19 protein-coding genes are annotated in these 18,253 nt (G+C 51.7%); 6 read left to right on the top strand and 13 right to left on the bottom strand.

Annotated elements, in window-relative coordinates; all coding sequences use genetic code 11:
* Window positions 1–6 precede the first annotated feature (6 nt).
* The 9 genes from ACK8NJ_RS04885 to ygdT all read right to left on the bottom strand — a co-directional run bounded on the left by ACK8NJ_RS04885 (window position 7) and on the right by ygdT (window position 7,043).
* Window positions 7–330, bottom strand: a complete 324-nt coding sequence (locus ACK8NJ_RS04885; RefSeq protein WP_001276460.1) for a prepilin-type N-terminal cleavage/methylation domain-containing protein — start codon at window positions 328–330, stop codon at window positions 7–9.
* A complete protein-coding gene (locus tag ACK8NJ_RS04880; RefSeq protein WP_024229684.1) occupies window positions 315–722 on the bottom strand; it encodes a DUF2509 family protein in 408 nt (135 codons plus the stop codon). Before ACK8NJ_RS04880 ends, ACK8NJ_RS04885 begins: the two co-directional genes overlap by 16 nt.
* Window positions 719–1,282: a prepilin peptidase-dependent protein gene (locus ACK8NJ_RS04875; protein WP_042096393.1), complete on the bottom strand. Its 564-nt coding sequence runs from the start codon at window positions 1,280–1,282 to the stop codon at window positions 719–721. Before ACK8NJ_RS04875 ends, ACK8NJ_RS04880 begins: the two co-directional genes overlap by 4 nt.
* Window positions 1,273–1,743, bottom strand: coding sequence for a prepilin peptidase-dependent protein (locus tag ACK8NJ_RS04870; RefSeq protein ID WP_085459000.1), 471 nt, complete (start codon window positions 1,741–1,743; stop codon window positions 1,273–1,275). Before ACK8NJ_RS04870 ends, ACK8NJ_RS04875 begins: the two co-directional genes overlap by 10 nt.
* A gap of 184 nt (window positions 1,744–1,927) precedes the next feature.
* A complete protein-coding gene (gene thyA / locus ACK8NJ_RS04865) occupies window positions 1,928–2,722 on the bottom strand; it encodes a thymidylate synthase (RefSeq protein ID WP_000816232.1) in 795 nt (264 codons plus the stop codon).
* Between the two features lie 6 nt (window positions 2,723–2,728).
* Window positions 2,729–3,604, bottom strand: coding sequence for a prolipoprotein diacylglyceryl transferase (lgt, locus tag ACK8NJ_RS04860; RefSeq protein WP_000204658.1), 876 nt, complete (start codon window positions 3,602–3,604; stop codon window positions 2,729–2,731).
* A 150-nt stretch (window positions 3,605–3,754) separates the two neighbouring features.
* Complete coding sequence (ptsP, locus tag ACK8NJ_RS04855) at window positions 3,755–6,001, bottom strand: phosphoenolpyruvate--protein phosphotransferase (protein WP_000957914.1); 2,247 nt, start codon at window positions 5,999–6,001, stop codon at window positions 3,755–3,757.
* 12 nt (window positions 6,002–6,013) lie between these two features.
* Window positions 6,014–6,544: an RNA pyrophosphohydrolase gene (rppH, locus tag ACK8NJ_RS04850; RefSeq protein ID WP_000564489.1), complete on the bottom strand. Its 531-nt coding sequence runs from the start codon at window positions 6,542–6,544 to the stop codon at window positions 6,014–6,016.
* Between the two features lie 352 nt (window positions 6,545–6,896).
* Complete coding sequence (gene ygdT / locus ACK8NJ_RS04845) at window positions 6,897–7,043, bottom strand: protein YgdT (RefSeq protein WP_000953278.1); 147 nt, start codon at window positions 7,041–7,043, stop codon at window positions 6,897–6,899.
* Window positions 7,044–7,228: 185 nt separating this feature from the next.
* Here ygdT and mutH point away from each other — a divergent pair, with 185 nt between their 5' ends.
* The 4 genes from mutH to ACK8NJ_RS04825 all read left to right on the top strand — a co-directional run bounded on the left by mutH (window position 7,229) and on the right by ACK8NJ_RS04825 (window position 10,204).
* Window positions 7,229–7,918 (top strand): DNA mismatch repair endonuclease MutH, encoded by a 690-nt coding sequence (mutH, locus tag ACK8NJ_RS04840; protein WP_000082188.1) that lies wholly within the window; start codon window positions 7,229–7,231, stop codon window positions 7,916–7,918.
* A 68-nt stretch (window positions 7,919–7,986) separates the two neighbouring features.
* Window positions 7,987–8,700, top strand: a complete 714-nt coding sequence (locus ACK8NJ_RS04835; protein WP_000895624.1) for a TerC family protein — start codon at window positions 7,987–7,989, stop codon at window positions 8,698–8,700.
* Between the two features lie 137 nt (window positions 8,701–8,837).
* A complete protein-coding gene (gene ygdR / locus ACK8NJ_RS04830; RefSeq protein ID WP_000758655.1) occupies window positions 8,838–9,056 on the top strand; it encodes a lipoprotein YgdR in 219 nt (72 codons plus the stop codon).
* A 107-nt stretch (window positions 9,057–9,163) separates the two neighbouring features.
* Window positions 9,164–10,204 (top strand): NADP(H)-dependent aldo-keto reductase, encoded by a 1,041-nt coding sequence (locus tag ACK8NJ_RS04825; RefSeq protein ID WP_001199299.1) that lies wholly within the window; start codon window positions 9,164–9,166, stop codon window positions 10,202–10,204.
* 31 nt (window positions 10,205–10,235) lie between these two features.
* Here ACK8NJ_RS04825 and lplT read toward each other — a convergent pair whose 3' ends face one another.
* Window positions 10,236–11,429, bottom strand: coding sequence for a lysophospholipid transporter LplT (lplT, locus tag ACK8NJ_RS04820; RefSeq protein ID WP_411962173.1), 1,194 nt, complete (start codon window positions 11,427–11,429; stop codon window positions 10,236–10,238).
* Complete coding sequence (gene aas / locus ACK8NJ_RS04815; protein ID WP_000899041.1) at window positions 11,422–13,581, bottom strand: bifunctional acyl-ACP--phospholipid O-acyltransferase/long-chain-fatty-acid--ACP ligase; 2,160 nt, start codon at window positions 13,579–13,581, stop codon at window positions 11,422–11,424. Before aas ends, lplT begins: the two co-directional genes overlap by 8 nt.
* 585 nt (window positions 13,582–14,166) lie before the next feature.
* Between aas and galR the strand changes: the two genes are divergently transcribed.
* Window positions 14,167–15,198: an HTH-type transcriptional regulator GalR gene (gene galR / locus ACK8NJ_RS04810; protein WP_000201063.1), complete on the top strand. Its 1,032-nt coding sequence runs from the start codon at window positions 14,167–14,169 to the stop codon at window positions 15,196–15,198.
* Between the two features lie 6 nt (window positions 15,199–15,204).
* On the opposite strand, the gene lysA is transcribed toward galR, so the two are convergent.
* Window positions 15,205–16,467, bottom strand: coding sequence for a diaminopimelate decarboxylase (gene lysA, locus ACK8NJ_RS04805; protein ID WP_411962171.1), 1,263 nt, complete (start codon window positions 16,465–16,467; stop codon window positions 15,205–15,207).
* A 121-nt stretch (window positions 16,468–16,588) separates the two neighbouring features.
* Here lysA and lysR point away from each other — a divergent pair, with 121 nt between their 5' ends.
* Entirely contained in the window at window positions 16,589–17,524 is a 936-nt protein-coding gene (gene lysR, locus ACK8NJ_RS04800) for a DNA-binding transcriptional regulator LysR (protein WP_225393149.1), read from the top strand.
* Here the strand turns inward: lysR and ygeA are convergent.
* The gene (ygeA, locus tag ACK8NJ_RS04795) at window positions 17,511–18,203 is read right to left on the bottom strand and encodes an amino acid racemase (RefSeq protein ID WP_000848664.1); all 693 of its coding nucleotides are present in this window, start codon (window positions 18,201–18,203) and stop codon (window positions 17,511–17,513) included. The genes lysR and ygeA overlap by 14 nt on opposite strands.
* Window positions 18,204–18,253: the final 50 nt, after the last annotated feature.

Below are 18,253 nucleotides of genomic sequence, written 5' to 3'. Positions count from 1 at the left end.
TCCTGACTACTGACGATTCGGGCAATGCAGGCGGGTCATCTCGCCTTCTCTGCCCCCGGGTGAAACTAGCGTAACGCTGATGCTGACACATCCCGCCTGCGATGTCTGCATTCGGTTGACCTGCCAGTTGGCAGGTGGCGAAATCGCACGCAGTTGCGTTTGCTGCCAGCCATGCCGCCAGAGCTGTTGGTACTGGTTTCTGCTGGCAAGACTGTTCATTAATGTTCGCTGGAAACCCGATAACGCAGTGACAATCATCACCATCAACACCATCGCCAACATTACCTCCGGCAGGCTAAAGCCTTGTTGATTCTTCAGGGAAGCTGACATAACGCCCTCTCTTTCAGCGGACAAAAATCGCTCCAGCCGCGTGGCGAAAAAACAATGTTTCCATCGATGACTTCGCCTGTTCGCCACAACGAAACGCCTTCATAACCGGCAATCAATACGGCCTCATTATCTGCCAATAAACGCAGACAAACCCGGGCACCGGTGGCAGCATACAGTAAGCACTGAACTGCGGGCTGCGTCTGCCAGGAGTGCATTTTTCCCCACTCCAGCGCCGACTGAACGATGGCCTGGCGGCGCAATGACTGACTTTCCATGCTCACGCGAGAGGCAAAACTGCGATCCTGTTGGCTCATTCCTTGTAATAGCAAGCTACCCAAAATCAGCAGCATAAGGACCAGAGCCAGTGACGAAACACCCTTTTCGCGGTTCACAGGTTGAATCCTGTCACGCTATAGCTGGCATCCACCACGGTTTGCGGATCAGCCTTGCTGGCAGCGTGCATATTAACCGTCAACACCGGCGAGAAACCGCTGACATCCTGTCGGGTAACCTGAAAAGTGTCGATAATGATGGCATCCGGATTAGTGACTTTATCCCAGCCCTTACCTTCACAGGATGTCGCACCGCGTAGCGTTTCCAGCACATGCTCCTTCAGACGAAATCCAATCTGGTCGGACTCTTTTACCGGTTCGCGATCCCAGATACCGTTACTGTTCGCATCCCACTGCACAATGATACAGTCACCCTGTCCGACAATTTCCAGCCCTTCGCCGGTACAGCTGCCATGACAATAACCCGCCCTCTGGAGATGCTTCGCGACGGTAAATACCCGCAGCCAGATTTCATCTTCCAGCGCCAGCTTACTGGTGCTCGTTAAACTTTCACGCTGTAACGCAGGCAGAAAGCGTGCCGCCCCCAGCAACAATACGCTACTGATCGCCATAGCAATCAACACTTCCAGCAGAGAAAAACCTTGCTCTTTTACAGGCATCCTTCTGTTTCTCCTTGCTGACAAAGCCGGAGTCTTCCCCACGGCGAAACCACCAGCCACCACTCGCCCGTTGAGTTTTTGAAGCGAATATGCCCGGCCCATGCGGTATTGCGCAGGCCAAAGAAAGCAAGCGAAGGTGTCAGGTCGCTCATTTCGACTTCGGGCCAGCGTGACACAAAGACCAATGGTGAACTGCCATGACAGGTATTCGCCCCAGCAGCGGAACTCACAAGGCACCATAACGTCCCCTCCCTGATAACGCTGATACTGTGGTCGCGGTTATGCCAGTTGGCATCTTCACGTAAATAGAGCAAATAGTCCCGCGCCTGGCTGGCGGTTTGCCATAGCCGTTGCGACTGCTGCCAGTATTGCCAGCCATAGAGTCCACTTGCGCTTAGCATGACCAAAATCAGCATCGCGACCAGCGTTTCAATCAGCGTATAACCACGTTGTGTTTTCATGCCGGCAGTATGGAGCGAGGAGAAAAAAAGACGAGGGCCAGTTTCTATTTCTTCGGCGCATCTTCCGGACTATTTACGCCGTTGCAGGAGGTTGCAAAATTTCGGGAAAGCGTCTCGAAGAATTTAACGGAGGGTAAAAAAAACCGACGCACACTGGCGTCGGCTCTGGCAGGATATTTCGTAATTAGATAGCCACCGGCGCTTTAATGCCCGGATGCGGATCGTAGCCTTCAATCTCAAAGTCTTCGAAACGGTAGTCGAAGATGGATTCGGGTTTACGTTTGATAATCAACTTCGGCAGCGGACGCGGTTCGCGGCTTAATTGCAGATGAGTTTGATCCATATGGTTGCTGTACAGGTGCGTGTCGCCACCGGTCCAGACAAAATCACCCACTTCCAGATCGCACTGCTGCGCCATCATATGCACCAGTAACGCGTAGCTGGCAATGTTGAACGGCAGGCCGAGGAAGACGTCACAGGAGCGCTGATAAAGCTGGCAAGAGAGTTTGCCGTCTGCCACATAGAACTGGAAGAATGCATGGCACGGTGCCAGCGCCATTTTATCCAGTTCGCCTACGTTCCACGCTGAAACAATAATGCGGCGCGAATCCGGGTCGTTTTTCAGCTGGTTCAGTACCGTAGTGATCTGGTCAATATGACGACCATCTGGCGTTGGCCAGGCGCGCCACTGTTTACCATACACTGGCCCGAGGTCGCCGTTTTCATCGGCCCATTCGTCCCAGATGGTGACATTGTTTTCGTGTAGATAAGCAATGTTAGTGTCGCCCTGCAGAAACCACAGCAGTTCATGGATGATGGAACGCAGGTGGCAACGTTTAGTTGTCACCAGCGGGAATCCATCCTGCAGGTTAAAACGCATCTGATGACCAAAAATGGAAAGCGTTCCGGTTCCGGTACGGTCGTTTTTCTGTGTGCCTTCGTCGAGCACTTTTTGCATCAGTTCTAAATACTGTTTCATGGTTCCTCAGGAAACGTGTTGCTGTGGGCTGCGACGATATGCCCAGACCATCATGATCACACCCGCGACAATCATCGGGATGGAAAGAATTTGCCCCATGCTGATGTACTGCACCCAGGCACCGGTAAACTGCGCGTCGGGCTGGCGGAAAAACTCAACAATGATGCGAAACGCGCCGTAACCAATCAGGAACAAGCCTGAGACTGCTCCCATTGGGCGCGGTTTACGAATATACAGGTTGAGGATAATAAACAGCACCACACCTTCCAGCAGCAGCTCGTAAAGCTGTGATGGGTGGCGCGGCAGCACACCGTAAGTGTCGAAAATGGATTGCCACTGCGGGTTGGTTTGCAGCAGCAAAATATCTTCTGTACGGGAGCCAGGGAACAGCATGGCAAACGGGAAGTTCGGGTCAACGCGGCCCCACAATTCACCGTTAATAAAATTGCCCAGACGCCCGGCACCAAGACCAAACGGAATGAGTGGTGCGATAAAATCAGAGACCTGGAAGAAGGAACGTTTAGTACGGCGGGCGAAGATAATCATCACCACGATAACGCCAATCAGGCCGCCGTGGAAAGACATGCCGCCGTCCCAGACACGGAACAGATACAGCGGATCGGCCATAAACTGCGGGAAATTGTAGAACAGAACATAACCAATACGTCCACCGAGGAAGACGCCGAGGAAGCCCGCATAGAGTAAGTTTTCAACTTCATTTTTGGTCCAGCCGCTGCCCGGACGATTCGCCCGACGTGTTGCCAGCCACATTGCAAAAATGAAACCCACCAGATACATCAGGCCGTACCAGTGAAGCGCTACGGGTCCTATTGAGAAAATGACCGGATCAAACTCCGGAAAATGCAGATAGCTACTGGTCATCTGTCACCACAAGTTCTTGTTATTTCGCTGAAAGAGAACAGCGATTGAAATGCGCGCCGCAGGTTTCAGGCGCTCCAAAGGTGCGAATAATAGCACAAGGGGACCTGGCTGGTTGCCGGATACCGTTAAAAGATATGTATATGATCCGCGCTATAACCCTCCGCGAATCAACCCGCCCATGCCGCGACGCTCCATAAAGGCTGCAACCTGATGGCGAACTTCGGTCGCCAGTTGCGCTTCCAGACTACGCTGCGCAAGATTTTCTGCTTCGGCATAATCAATGCGCCGCAGCAGGTATTTTACGCGCGCTACAGAACGTCCGTTCATAGACAGATGGCGATACCCAAGCCCAATGAGGATTGCCACGCACATGGGATCGCCCGCCATTTCACCGCACAAACGGAGATCGATTCCATGTATTTCCGCTTCCCGGGCGATCATCGCCAGAGCTCGTAACATTGCAGGATGAAGACTGTCATAAATGTTCGCCACCCGGGTATTGTTGCGATCAACGGCCAGGATGTATTGAGTCAGATCGTTGGTGCCAACAGAGATAAAATCGACCCGCTTTGCCAGATGCGGCAGCATAAATACCATTGACGGCACTTCCAGCATGATGCCGATACGTGGTTTGGGAATTTCGTAACCGATCATCTCCTCGACTTCACGTCCGGCACGTTCAATCAGGCGGCGTGCTTCGTCAACTTCATCGAGGCTGGTGACCATCGGCAACAGAATATTCAGGTTGCCCGTAGCGGCATTAGCACGCAGCATCGCCCGCACCTGGATCAAGAAGATCTCCGGCTGATCGAGCGTAATGCGAATCCCACGCCAACCCAGGCATGGATTCTCTTCGCTGATCGGCATGTAAGGCAGCTGCTTATCTGCTCCGACATCCAGCGTACGCAAGGTGACGGGTTTATCATTGAACATTTGCAGCATCCCCTGATACTGCGCCACCTGTTCTTCTTCCGACGGAAAACCACTTTGCAGCATGAATGGGATTTCAGTGCGATAAAGTCCTATGCCATCAATACGGCTGCCCAGTTTTTCTTCATGTTCCGGGCTTAAACCGGCATTGAGCATGACTTTAATGCGCTCGCCGCTTTTTAACTGGGCGGGTAAATTGACGTCATCTTCCGCCAGACGGCTAAGCTCAATCTCTTCACTAATTAGCCGCTGATATTCTTGCAGCAGTACCGGCTCCGGATCGACCAGCAATTCACCGCGATAACCATCGACGATCAACGTCCGACGATGCAGCACCGAAGGCTGAATATCCGCGCCCATTACGGTAGGGATCCCCAGCGCACGTACCATGATCGCAGCATGGGAGTTGGCTGCGCCATCGCGCACGACAACACCGACTAAGCGATCCTGGGGCAGCTCAGCAAGCGTTGTTGCTGACAGTTCATCTGCCACCAGAATGAAACGTTCCGGCCAGGCGTTCGGCCCTTGATTAGCGTCATCAAGATGAAACAGCAATCGCTGACCCAGCGCACGTAAATCGCCAGCCCGCTCTTTGAGATAGTTATCGCTTAGCGCGGCAAACTGTTCGGCAAATTTTTCAATGACCGTTTTTACCGCCCACTCTGCCACCGAGCCTTTATCAACCTCGGCAAACAATTCGCGCCGCAGCCGGGTGTCCGAAAGCAGGTGCGAGTAAAGATCGAAAATAGCCGCCGTTTCTTTTTGTGCACCGGCGGCAAAGCGTTTGCTGTAGCGGCGAAACTCGTTTGCCGCTTCTTCCAGCGCCCCGGTCAGTCGTTCGCGTTCCAGAGCCGGATCCAGCGTTGATGCCTGATACACCTGTTCCATTAAAGGTAACGTGGCATCCTGCCAGCCTTCGGCAATCGCCACACCAGGCGCTGCCGGTAATGCACGGATTCGCGTCTGGCGATATTGTCCAAACAAGGCAGTCAACTGCGACTGAGAAAGAATAGCTGCCATCTGAGTGGCAAGCGTCACCAGGAAGGATTCTTCACTTTCGTCATACTGGCGCAACTCTCGTTGCTGTACCACCAGTACACCAAGCAACTGGCGACGTTGAATAATTGGTACGCCTAAAAACGCGCGGAAACGTTCTTCTTTTACGGAGGGGATGTATTTGAAGCTGGGGTGCTTTTGCGCATCTGCAAGGTTTATCGGTTCCGCCAGCCTGCCAACCAGGCCGACGATCCCTTCATCAAACGCGAGCGTTACAGTGCGACCGCGTGGTTTTTTCAGCCCCCGGGTCGCCATCAGGTAGTAACAACGTCGATCATGATCGGCAAGGTAAACCGAACAGACCTCGGTGTCCATCGCAAGACAGATGTCGGTAACCAGAATATTTAACGCCTCATTCAGGCGTGGTGCGCTGGCTACCTTTTCGACTATTTCGCGCAGGCGAGTGAGCATAATTGGCGTGACTTAACCTCTTTTACGTCGATAAGCAGATGCGTTTTGTGGTTTTGGCGTATTTTCCTGCAGTGACATCACCACACTCGCGAACTCTTTCATTACCCTACGGTAGACATCACGTTTAAATGACACCACCTGTCTGACCGGATACCAGTAACTTACCCATCGCCAGCCGTCAAACTCTGGTGTACTGCTGGTTTGCATATTGATTTCTGCATCGCCGCTCACCAGCTGCAAGAGAAACCATTTTTGTTTTTGGCCGATACAAACCGGCTTCGTGTCCCAACGCACCAAACGTTTCGGTAATTTGTAGCGCAACCAGTTACGCGTTGAAGCAAGGATTCGAACGTCTTTACGGCTTAATCCTACTTCTTCAAACAATTCACGGTACATCGCCTGCTCTGCGGATTCTCCGGGGTTGATTCCGCCTTGCGGAAATTGCCAGGAGTGCTGACCAAATCGCCGGGCCCACATTACCTGCCCCTGGCGATTACAAATCACGATACCTACGTTTGGGCGGTAGCCATCGTCATCAATCACCGGACTACCTCAAAATAAAGCTTTATATACGAATGATTGTTTCATACTCCAGGAAGACGGTAAACCACTCTCTGCAGGGCATTACACACTAATAACAATTGAATAACTCACAGTTATGTGCAGAGTTATAAACAGAGGAAGGGGTGGATAGCCGTTTTTATTCACCTTTTCTGTGGATAGAGTTGTGAAGAACTACGGAATTACTACGGGAAAACCCGGAGCATTCTGAATAAGCCCGATATAGACATTTTAAAATATTCATTATCAGTCAATGCATTACATGTAATTTGAGTAATAAAAAAGAGTAATTCGTGACCCAGGTCACACCTCTCATTTACGGGTTGGCGAAAGATCAACCAATGCCGTATTTATCCACAGAATGTGCCACTAAGTTAAGCACTGAACCACTAAAAACTGGAGTTTCGTCGCACGTCAAGGCTGTAAATGGAAACAGTAGTGGAGGTTTTTCACAGTTATCCCAGCTTTCTGTGGATAACATGGTGTAAGATCCTGTTTATTTTCAGTGACCAGATTTGGAAAACCCGTTGCAGTGTTGCGCAACTCGATTACAGGAAGCCTAAAAAGCAATATAAATCAGAGAATTGAACAACGCATGTGGAAAAAGTTACACTGCGAATATTCGGCACATAATTGCTGTTTGTTTTTTAACCAAGGTATCGTGACATGTCCCAACCTCGCCCACTGCTCTCTCCTCCCGAAACTGAAGAACAGTTGTTAGCGCAAGCACAACAACTTTCTGGTTATACATTGGGAGAACTGGCGGCACTTGCCGGGCTGGTTACGCCAGAGAATTTAAAACGCGATAAGGGCTGGATTGGCGTGTTACTGGAGATCTGGCTAGGTGCCAGCGCAGGGAGTAAACCTGAGCAAGATTTTGCTGCTCTGGGCGTGGAACTTAAAACTATCCCTGTGGATAGTCTTGGTCGTCCGCTGGAAACAACATTCGTTTGTGTTGCCCCGTTAACGGGCAATAGCGGAGTGACCTGGGAAACCAGCCACGTGCGCCACAAGCTCAAACGCGTACTGTGGATACCGGTTGAAGGAGAGCGCAGCATCCCGCTGGCGCAGCGTCGCGTAGGATCACCGTTACTGTGGAGCCCGAATGAAGAGGAAGACCGACAGCTACGCGAAGACTGGGAAGAATTAATGGATATGATTGTTCTCGGTCAGGTTGAGCGGATTACCGCTCGTCACGGGGAATATTTACAGATACGACCGAAAGCAGCGAATGCGAAAGCGCTTACCGAAGCCATTGGTGCCCGGGGCGAACGGATTCTGACGCTGCCGCGCGGATTTTATTTGAAGAAGAATTTCACCAGTGCGCTACTGGCCCGTCATTTTCTGATCCAGTAGCCATCGCTTTGACCTGCCGCTTTCCGGGCATATAATTACCGCTTCATTTTTTTGGCAGGGCTTTTTAGATGTTATTTGCATGGATAACCGATCCTAACGCCTGGCTTGCGCTCGGTACGCTGACGCTGCTGGAGATCGTTCTTGGGATCGACAATATTATTTTTCTTTCTCTGGTGGTGGCAAAGCTCCCCACAGCACAACGTGCTCATGCGCGGCGTCTGGGGTTGGCGGGAGCCATGGTTATGCGTCTGGCGCTGCTGGCATCAATCGCCTGGGTTACGCGCCTGACAAATCCGCTTTTTACAATATTCAGCCAGGAAATTTCCGCCCGTGATTTGATTCTGCTTCTGGGTGGCTTGTTCCTTATCTGGAAAGCCAGCAAGGAAATCCACGAATCCATTGAAGGTGAAGAAGAAGGGCTGAAAACACGCGTTTCATCATTCCTCGGCGCTATCGTGCAGATTATGCTGCTGGATATTATCTTCAGCCTCGACTCGGTGATTACCGCTGTGGGTCTGTCAGATCACCTGTTTATTATGATGGCAGCCGTGGTGATTGCCGTAGGCGTGATGATGTTCGCCGCGCGCTCGATTGGTGATTTTGTCGAACGCCATCCTTCGGTAAAAATGCTGGCGCTCTCTTTCCTGATTCTGGTGGGCTTTACCCTGATTCTGGAAAGTTTCGACATCCACGTACCGAAAGGTTACATCTACTTCGCGATGTTCTTCTCTATTGCGGTTGAAAGCCTCAACCTGATTCGCAACAAAAAGAACCCGCTCTGATACTCCGTACGCTCTCCTGCGGGAGGGCGTACTCACTCCTGTTACCCTCACAGTTTAAGATTTTCCTGCTTTCAAGATATATAACGTCGGTTTATAAACAGACTATTATCATAGGTGGGCCAAATGAGGATAACCGGATGAAAAAATGGGCAGTAATAATTTCTGCAGTCGGACTGGCGTTTGCTGTTTCCGGGTGTTCCAGTGATTACGTCATGGCGACCAAAGATGGCCGTATGATTTTGACCGATGGAAAACCTGAAATTGATGATGATACCGGGCTGGTGAGTTATCACGATCAGCAAGGTAACGCGATGCAAATTAACCGTGATGATGTTTCGCAAATTATTGAACGTTAACTAATAAGGTCAGCATCCGGCTGGCCTTAAGATTTTTCTCTTTCCCTTTTCCCTTCCCTCTGCCATTTTTATATTCCTTATGTCGTGATTATAAAAAGGAAACGGCTATGCAATATCACCGTATACCCCACAGTTCGCTGGAAGTCAGCACGCTGGGGCTTGGCACGATGACGTTTGGTGAACAGAACAGCGAAGCCGACGCCCACGCACAACTCGACTATGCCGTCGCTCAGGGCATTAACCTTATCGACGTTGCCGAAATGTACCCAGTACCTCCGCGCCCCGAAACGCAAGGGTTGACTGAAACCTACGTCGGCAACTGGCTGGCGAAACATGGCAGCCGCGAAAAGTTAATTATCGCCTCCAAAGTGAGCGGACCGTCGCGCAATAATGACAAAGGCATCCGCCCGGATCAGGCGCTGGATCGGAAGAATATCCGCGAAGCACTGCATGACAGCCTCAAGCGTCTGCAGACTGATTACCTCGATCTTTATCAGGTGCACTGGCCGCAGCGCCCAACCAACTGCTTCGGCAAACTCGGTTATAGCTGGACAGATTCTGCGCCTGCGGTTTCGCTGCTGGATACGCTGGACGCACTGGCAGAGTACCAACGCGCGGGAAAAATTCGTTATATCGGCGTGTCGAACGAAACTGCATTTGGCGTAATGCGCTACCTGCATTTGGCGGACAAACACGATCTGCCGCGTATTGTCACCATTCAGAACCCCTACAGCCTGTTAAACCGCAGTTTTGAAGTAGGTCTGGCAGAAGTCAGCCAGTATGAAGGGGTCGAACTGCTGGCCTATTCGTGCCTGGGTTTCGGCACACTGACCGGGAAATATCTCAATGGTGCAAAACCCGCTGGCGCACGTAATACGCTCTTTAGTCGCTTCACCCGCTATAGCGGTGAGCAAACGCAAAAAGCCGTCGCGGCGTATGTTGATATAGCCAGACGTCATGGCCTGGATCCTGCACAGATGGCGCTCGCTTTTGTACGCCGTCAACCGTTTGTTGCCAGCACTCTGCTGGGCGCAACCACGATGGAGCAGCTGAAAACTAACGTCGAAAGTTTGCATCTGGAGTTAAGCGAAGACGTATTAGCTGAAATTGAAGCGGTACATCAGGTTTATACTTATCCGGCACCATAAGATTAACGCCGGTTAAAACCGGCGTTAAATATTAATGACGGCGCTGCCAGATCCACAGCGCCGTTATTGCCAGCGCAAATAGCGCACCGAAGCCAATGCCAATGGGCACGACCGGGATGCCTACCATTACCGCCAGCGAGTAAATGCCCAGCATCAACAACATGGCGCTGTTTTCGCCAAGGTTTTGTACTGCAATCGCATTCCCCGCCCCGACGTTTTTTTTACCCCGCTCCTGTAGCAACGCATTGAGCGGTACTACAAAAAAGCCCCCCAGCACGCCAATCAGCATCAACAAGGCATAGGCTGGCAGCAGCTCGTGTTGCAGGGAGAAAATCAGTACCACCACGCCAATCAAAATCCCGGCTGGCATACAGCGTGACACGGTTTCCAGCGTAACCAGCTTCGCTGCCGCACCTGCGCCAACCACGATACCAATCGCTACCATCGCGTTGAGATAGGTCGGCGTAGCGTTATCGGTAATGCCCAGCGCCACCGGTACCCACAGCACCAACAGGAAACGCAGCGTGACACCTGCTCCCCAGAATAAACTGGTGCCCACCAGCGAAAAACGCGTTTCACCATTGCGCCATAGCGAGGTGCAGGCATTCAGGAAACTGCGGGTCATGTTGATGAGATTCCAGGACTGCCCCGGACGCGCCGCCACCAGTTTGGGAATGTAGATATTGGCAACGACCGCACCACCGTAGGCCAGTGCGCATGCGGCCAGGGCGACCAGGACATGCCAGTCAGCCAGCACACCACCGGCTACGGAACCGAGCAAAATCGCCGCTATGGTAGAAGCTTCCATTAAACCGTTAGCTTTCACTAACTTACTACCCGTGGTTAATTCGCCGAGAATACCGTATTTCGCCGGTGAATAGGCTGCAGCACCAACACCCACCAGCGTATAGCCGAGAAACGGATTGATACCAAAGCAGATACTGGCTGCGCCTAGCAGCTTCAGGCCGTTGGCAAACATCATCACCCGGCCTTTGGCGAAGCTATCCGCCACCTGTCCGACAAACGGCGCAAAAAGAATGTAAGCACCTACAAACACCATTTGCAGGATGGGCTGGCTCCACTCCGGATAGAACTGCGCTTTCAGTAACGCCAGAGTGGCAAACAGCAGCGCATTATCGCCAAACGCAGAGAGAAACTGCGCCACGATAACCGCTTTCATCCCCTTCGACCACAACGAAGTGTTAGTGTGCACTGACTCACTCATCGTGTTGTTCCGCTTCGTCTACCCAGCTTTTCAACGTGACAAAGTCAGGTTTGCCGCTGCCAAGTAATGGCATCTGTTTCAGATAGCGAATATCGCGCGGTACAGCAAGCTCCGGCACGCCGTGCTCGCGGGCATACTGTTGTAACTTATCGCGCGTCAGTTCGTTATCTGTGGTGAAAAGCACCAGTGCCTCGCCTTTGCTGGCATCGCTCTTAATCGCAGTGGCATGGACTTTATCTGGCGAAACACCAAGTGCCAGTTGTTCCACCATTTCCAGCGACACCATTTCGCCTGCAATTTTGGCAAAGCGTTTTGCGCGGCCCTGAATCTGCACAAAGCCCTGCTCGTCAAAACGCACAATATCGCCAGTGTCATACCAGCCGCGCTCCATTTCGCCGCGAACATTCTCGGCGGTGGGCACTTCCAGTACACCTGGCTTCTCCACCCGCAGATAGCCGTTCATTATGTTCGGCCCTTTCAGTTGCAGGCGTCCGCCCTCTTCGATACCAGGAACCGACAACAGGCGCGCGTCCATACCTGGTAGAATACGCCCTACCGTACCGGGTTTCGCCGCCATCGGTACGTTGATAGAAACGACAGGCGCGCACTCGGTCACACCGTAGCCTTCAAGGATGCGCAGGCCAAATTTATCCTGCCAAAGCTGTTTGGTACTTTCTTGTAGTTTTTCTGCGCCTGCCACCACATAGCGTAGACGATAGAAGTCATACGGGTTGGCGAAACGCGCGTAGTGACCGAGGAAAGTCGAGGTACCGAACAACACGGTGCAACTGCGGTCATACACCAACTCCGGCACAATGCGGTAATGCAGCGGGCTTGGATAAAGGAACACTTCTGCACCTGTGAGCAGTGGCGTAAACAGGCCTACCGTCAGCCCAAAGGAGTGAAACAGCGGTAACGCCGACATAAAGCGATCGTTGGTGGTGAAGTCGGCAATCGTTTTAATCTGCTCGACATTCGCCAGAATGCTTTTATGGCTATGGACGACGCCTTTCGGATGGCCTTCAGAACCGGAGGTAAAAAGGATCAGCGCCTCTTCTTCCGGCTGCTGTTTTACCTGTGCCAGACGCGGCATCAGCAAATGAGCGAAAATCCACACTTTGTCGGCAGTGGTGACATCTGCTTTTAAATCTTCCAGATAGACCCAGCGCACCTGAGTAAGTTGCTCCGGCAGATGCCAGAGTTTACCTTTATCGAGAAACTGGCGGGAAGTGAAGATGGTTTTGATTTCAGCTGCCGTAATGGCGCTGGTCAGCCCTTTTACCCCAGCGGTGTAGTTCATCATTGCAGGAATGCGACGACGGGCGATGGCCCCAAAAATCACTGCCGCACTGATGCCTGCATTGGGTAGCATTAAGCCGATGCGTTCGCCTTCAACACTGTATTTTTCAAGGATGCGTCCAACAAACAGCGTTTTCGTAAGCAATTTGCGATAGGAGTCTGGGGTAAAGTTGACGTCTTCGACACATTTCTTCCCGGCTCCGAAGCGGTACATTGCACTCAGTAAAGATTCGTACAGCGTTTCACGCGGGCGCACCGCCATACGCGCTTCCATCATTATTTGATGCAGCATTTCGCCAGCGATTTTGCGACGGTCACGGGCACGCGGCGCATCCGGCATCTCCACCTGCGTTGGTGGCAAAATATGCAGAGTAATTTGCGGGAACAAGCGACGTTTAACCAGACCTTTCAGGCGGCTGAAGTGCGTAAGTTCCGCCCCTTCAATACGCACAGGAATAACCGTTGCACCAGACTTCGCCGCGACAAAACCCGCACCATCGTAGATTTTCATCAGCGAGCCTGTGGTGGTGATTCGTCCTTCAGGGAAAATCACCACTGGTCGGCCCTGTTCCACCAGACGTACCAGATGTTTAATCGCCATAGGTTGCGTCGGGTCGAGAGGAACAAAGTCGATAAATGATTTCAGCCAACGCATATACCACTGTTGGCTTATTGAGGTGTAAACGGCAAATACCGGACGTACGGGTAAAAACAATGCCAGCAGTATGCCATCAATAAAAGAGACGTGATTAGGCGTGATTAGAACGCGCTCGCCCTTCAGTGCCTGGGTGTCACCCGTAACGCGAACGCGATACAAAACACGGCACAAATTTCGAAAAAAGCTAAAAAGCATTCCAACTCCCTTTGCTCTGATTCAGTAAAAGCGAATGGAGGGAGATTACACGAGATAAAGAACGCGAGCGACAGTAAATTAGGTGCGAAAAAAAACCTGCGCATCCGCGCAGGTTGGTGCAAGAGACAGGGTACGAAGAGCGTACCGAATAATCTCACCAATCAATACCTCTGGGATCTTGATTGTGGTCTGCACGACGACTCTTCGCCAGCGAGAAAACGCAAAGGAATGAAGGGAAATGCAACGAGGTGTGTAAATTGTCGGTTACTGTTACAGATTGATGACCGGCAAAAAAAAACCTGCGCATCTGCGCAGGCTGGTGTAATTCATGTGCTCAACCCGAAGTTGACTTCACCTATCAATACCTCTGGGATCACCACTTTAGCAACCTGAAGCCAAACGCCACCAGCGGTCAATCGCAACAGCGTTTCGCAAAGTGTAACCAAAGGTTTGCAATCTCTTTTTTTGTCTTACTTATTTGCGTTTGGCTCACATTCCCACGATGAAAACACGCCGCCCCTTGAACCAACGGGCGTTTTCCGTAACACTGAAACAATGTAAGCGTTTACCCACTAAGGTATTTTCATGGCGACCATAAAGGATGTAGCCCGACTGGCAGGCGTTTCAGTCGCCACCGTTTCCCGCGTCATTAATAATTCACCCAAAGCCAGCGAAGCTTCCCGGCTGGCTGTGCATAGTGCAATGGAGTCTCTTAGCTATCACCCGAACGCCAACGCCCGTGCGCTGGCGCAGCAGACCACTGAAACGGTCGGTCTGGTCGTTGGTGATGTTTCCGATCCGTTTTTCGGTGCAATGGTGAAAGCGGTCGAACAGGTGGCTTATCACACTGGTAATTTTTTATTGATTGGCAACGGTTACCACAACGAACAAAAAGAGCGTCAGGCCATTGAGCAACTGATCCGCCATCGCTGTGCTGCGTTGGTCGTCCATGCCAAAATGATACCGGATGCCGATTTAGCCTCATTAATGAAACAAATGCCCGGTATGGTGCTGATCAACCGTATCCTGCCTGGCTTTGAAAACCGTTGTATTGCTCTGGACGATCGTTACGGTGCCTGGCTGGCAACGCGTCATTTAATTCAGCAAGGTCATACCCGCATTGGTTATCTGTGTTCTAACCACTCTATTTCTGACGCCGAAGATCGTCTGCAAGGGTATTACGATGCCCTTGCTGAAAGTGGTATTGCGGCCAATGACCGGCTGGTGACATTTGGCGAACCAGACGAAAGCGGCGGCGAACAGGCAATGACCGAGCTTTTGGGACGAGGCAGAAATTTCACTGCGGTAGCCTGTTATAACGATTCAATGGCGGCGGGCGCGATGGGCGTTCTCAATGATAATGGTATTGATGTACCGGGTGAGATTTCGTTAATTGGCTTTGATGATGTGCTGGTGTCACGCTATGTGCGCCCGCGTCTGACCACCGTGCGTTACCCAATCGTGACGATGGCGACGCAGGCTGCCGAACTGGCTTTGGCGCTGGCGGATAATCGCCCTCTCCCGGAAATCACTAATGTCTTTAGTCCGACGCTGGTACGTCGCCATTCAGTGTCAACTCCGTCGCTGGAGGCAAGTCATCATGCAACCAGCGACTAACCGCAGTTAAAGCAATTCCAGCGCCAGTAATTCTTCAATGGTCTGGCGACGGCGAATCAACCGCGCCTGACCATTATCAAACAGAACTTCTGGTAACAGCGGACGACTGTTGTAGTTGGATGACATTGATGCGCCATATGCCCCCGTATCATGCAATACCAGATAATCCCCTGCCTTCACTTCCGGCAAGGCGCGGGTTTCAACATTTCCCCCTTCCTGCTGGGTAAAGACATCGCCCGATTCACATAACGGCCCGGCGACGACGGTTTCCACCGTTGGTGCGTGTTCCAGAGAACGACCATCAGCTGCCAGGGCACTGATATGGTGGTAACTACCGTACATTGCCGGGCGCATCAGATCGTTGAACCCGGCATCAACCAGCACAAAGTGGCGGCTACCCATTTGTTTGACGCTCCGCACTTGAGTAATTAATACGCCAGCCTGCGCTACCAGAAAGCGACCCGGTTCAATTTCCAGTTTCACAGGATGGCCCAAATGGCGGGCGATTTGCTCACGCGCGGCATTCCACAGACCATAATAATGTTCGGTATCAACCGCCTCTTCACCCTGTTGATAAGGAATAGAAAGCCCACCGCCCGCAGAAATAGCCTGTAAATCCTGACCGAATTCGAGGACCTGACGCACCATAGCACCACATACCTGTTCCAGATGGGCATAATCAACGCCAGAACCAATGTGCATGTGAATGCCGACCAGCTGTAGATGATGACGTTGTATCACGTCCAGTGCGGCGGGCAGATCGGTGTACCAGATACCGTGCTTGCTGTTTTCGCCACCAGTATTGGTTTTTTGGCTATGCCCGTGACCAAACCCCGGATTAACGCGCAGCCATACCCGATGCCCTGGCGAAACCTGACCCAGTTGGTCGAGCATATCAACAGAACCCGCATTCACCGGAATTTGCAATTCACTGACGCGTTCAAGCGTCGCCTGATCGATAACATCTGCCGTAAAAACAATATCATCGGGGTGCGATTGCGGATTGTAACCCGCCGCCAACGCACGCTCTATTTCGCCTAACGAGACGGAATCCACTTTCACGCCCTGCTCACGCATTAAGCGCAAAATATGAATATTGGAACAGGCTTTCTGTGCGAAGCGCACCACATCAAACTGTTTCAGCGCTGCAATCTGCCGACGAATAATTTGCGCATCGTAGACCCACACCGGGCAGCCAAATTCTACGGGCAAACGCAGCAGATTTTCGGCGGTGAGATCGGTATCAGTGCTGAACAGTGAATGTGGCATAACAAACTCCAGATAAGTGCTTTTTTATGATTACGCCACATCATAAAAAGAATAAAAAATATCGATTTGTGTCGAGTCTATGCAAAAATGATATGGATTACCGGATTGCGAGAGAGCGCTAATGGCCGCCGTTAACTTACGTCATATTGAAATTTTTCATGCGGTAATGACCGCCGGAAGCCTGACCGAGGCGGCACAACTGCTACACACCTCACAGCCAACCGTCAGCCGCGAACTGGCGCGCTTTGAGAAGGTGATCGGGCTGAAATTGTTTGAGCGCGTACGTGGACGATTACATCCTACCGTGCAAGGACTGCGTCTGTTTGAAGAAGTGCAACGATCCTGGTACGGACTGGATCGCATTGTCAGCGCCGCAGAAAGTCTGCGCGAGTTTCGCCAGGGAGAACTGTCTATAGCCTGCCTGCCGGTCTTTTCGCAATCTTTTTTACCGCAGCTCCTGCAACCCTTTCTGGCACGTTATCCCGATGTCAGCTTAAATATCGTGCCCCAGGAATCACCTCTACTTGAAGAGTGGCTCTCGGCCCAGCGTCATGATTTAGGACTCACTGAGACACTCCATACGCCTGCTGGAACAGAACGTACCGAATTACTCTCTTTAGATGAAGTGTGTGTGTTACCTCCGGGCCATCCGCTGGCGGTAAAAAAGGTATTAACGCCGGATGATTTTCACGGTGAAAACTACATCAGCCTTTCCCGTACTGACAGCTATCGCCAGTTGCTGGATCAATTGTTTACTGAGAATCAGGTTAAACGACGCATGATCGTAGAAACCCACAGCGCCGCGTCAGTCTGCGCAATGGTACGGGCGGGGGTAGGCGTTTCGGTAGTTAACCCACTCACCGCACTGGATTATGCGGCAAGCGGTTTAGTGGTGCGGCGGTTCAGCATTGCGGTTCCATTCACCGTCAGCCTGATCCGCCCCCTGCACCGCCCGTCATCAGCGCTGGTGCAGGCGTTTAGTGAGCATTTACAAGCGGGATTACCGAAACTGGTCACTTCTCTTGACGCTATTTTGTCGTCAGCTACGACAGCATAAAAGCGACAGCATCCTCGGCATGGATCGCCGCGGTATCAAACACAGGCAAAACACTGCGCTCTTCTGGCACCAGTAAACCAATTTCTGTGCAGCCAAAAATAACGCCCTGTGCGCCCTGTTCTGCAAGGCGAGCAATCACTTGCGCATAATAAGCGCGTGACGCTTCGGTAAATTGCCCCAGACACAGTTCTTCAAAGATAATCTGATTAATTTTCGCCCGTTCATCCGCTTCAGGAATGAGACAGTTGATGGAAAATTGTTCCGTCAGCCGCCCGCGATAAAAATCCTGTTCCATGGTGTAACGCGTACCCAGCAGCGCCACACGAGTCATTCCGGCCCCGGTAATTGCACGTCCGGTGGCATCCGCAATGTGTAAGAAAGGCAGAGTGCAACGTGACTCAATGGCATCCGCCACTTTATGCATCGTATTGGTACATAACACAATACCTTCTGCGCCCGCCCGCTGTAAGCCAAGCGCAGCCTCAGCCAGAATGTCCCCGGTTTTATCCCATTCCCCGCGACGCTGGCACTCTTCTATTTCATGAAAATCGACGCTATGTAGCAGCACTTGCGCAGAGTGAAGCCCACCAAGCCGCTGTTTAATGCCTTCATTTATCAAACGATAGTAAGGAATGGTGGATTCCCAGCTCATTCCTCCCAGCAAACCAATTGTTTTCATTCCTCTCTCCTGATGTGTGTTACCGCAACAAGGCTGAATAAGGAACGAGA

The organism is Escherichia sp. F1, from assembly GCF_046764225.1.
In the GTDB taxonomy this organism is placed as follows: domain Bacteria; phylum Pseudomonadota; class Gammaproteobacteria; order Enterobacterales; family Enterobacteriaceae; genus Escherichia; species Escherichia coli.
The sequence above is the reverse complement of the archived record's forward strand: the minus strand, read 5'-3'. Positions and strand labels throughout refer to the sequence as shown.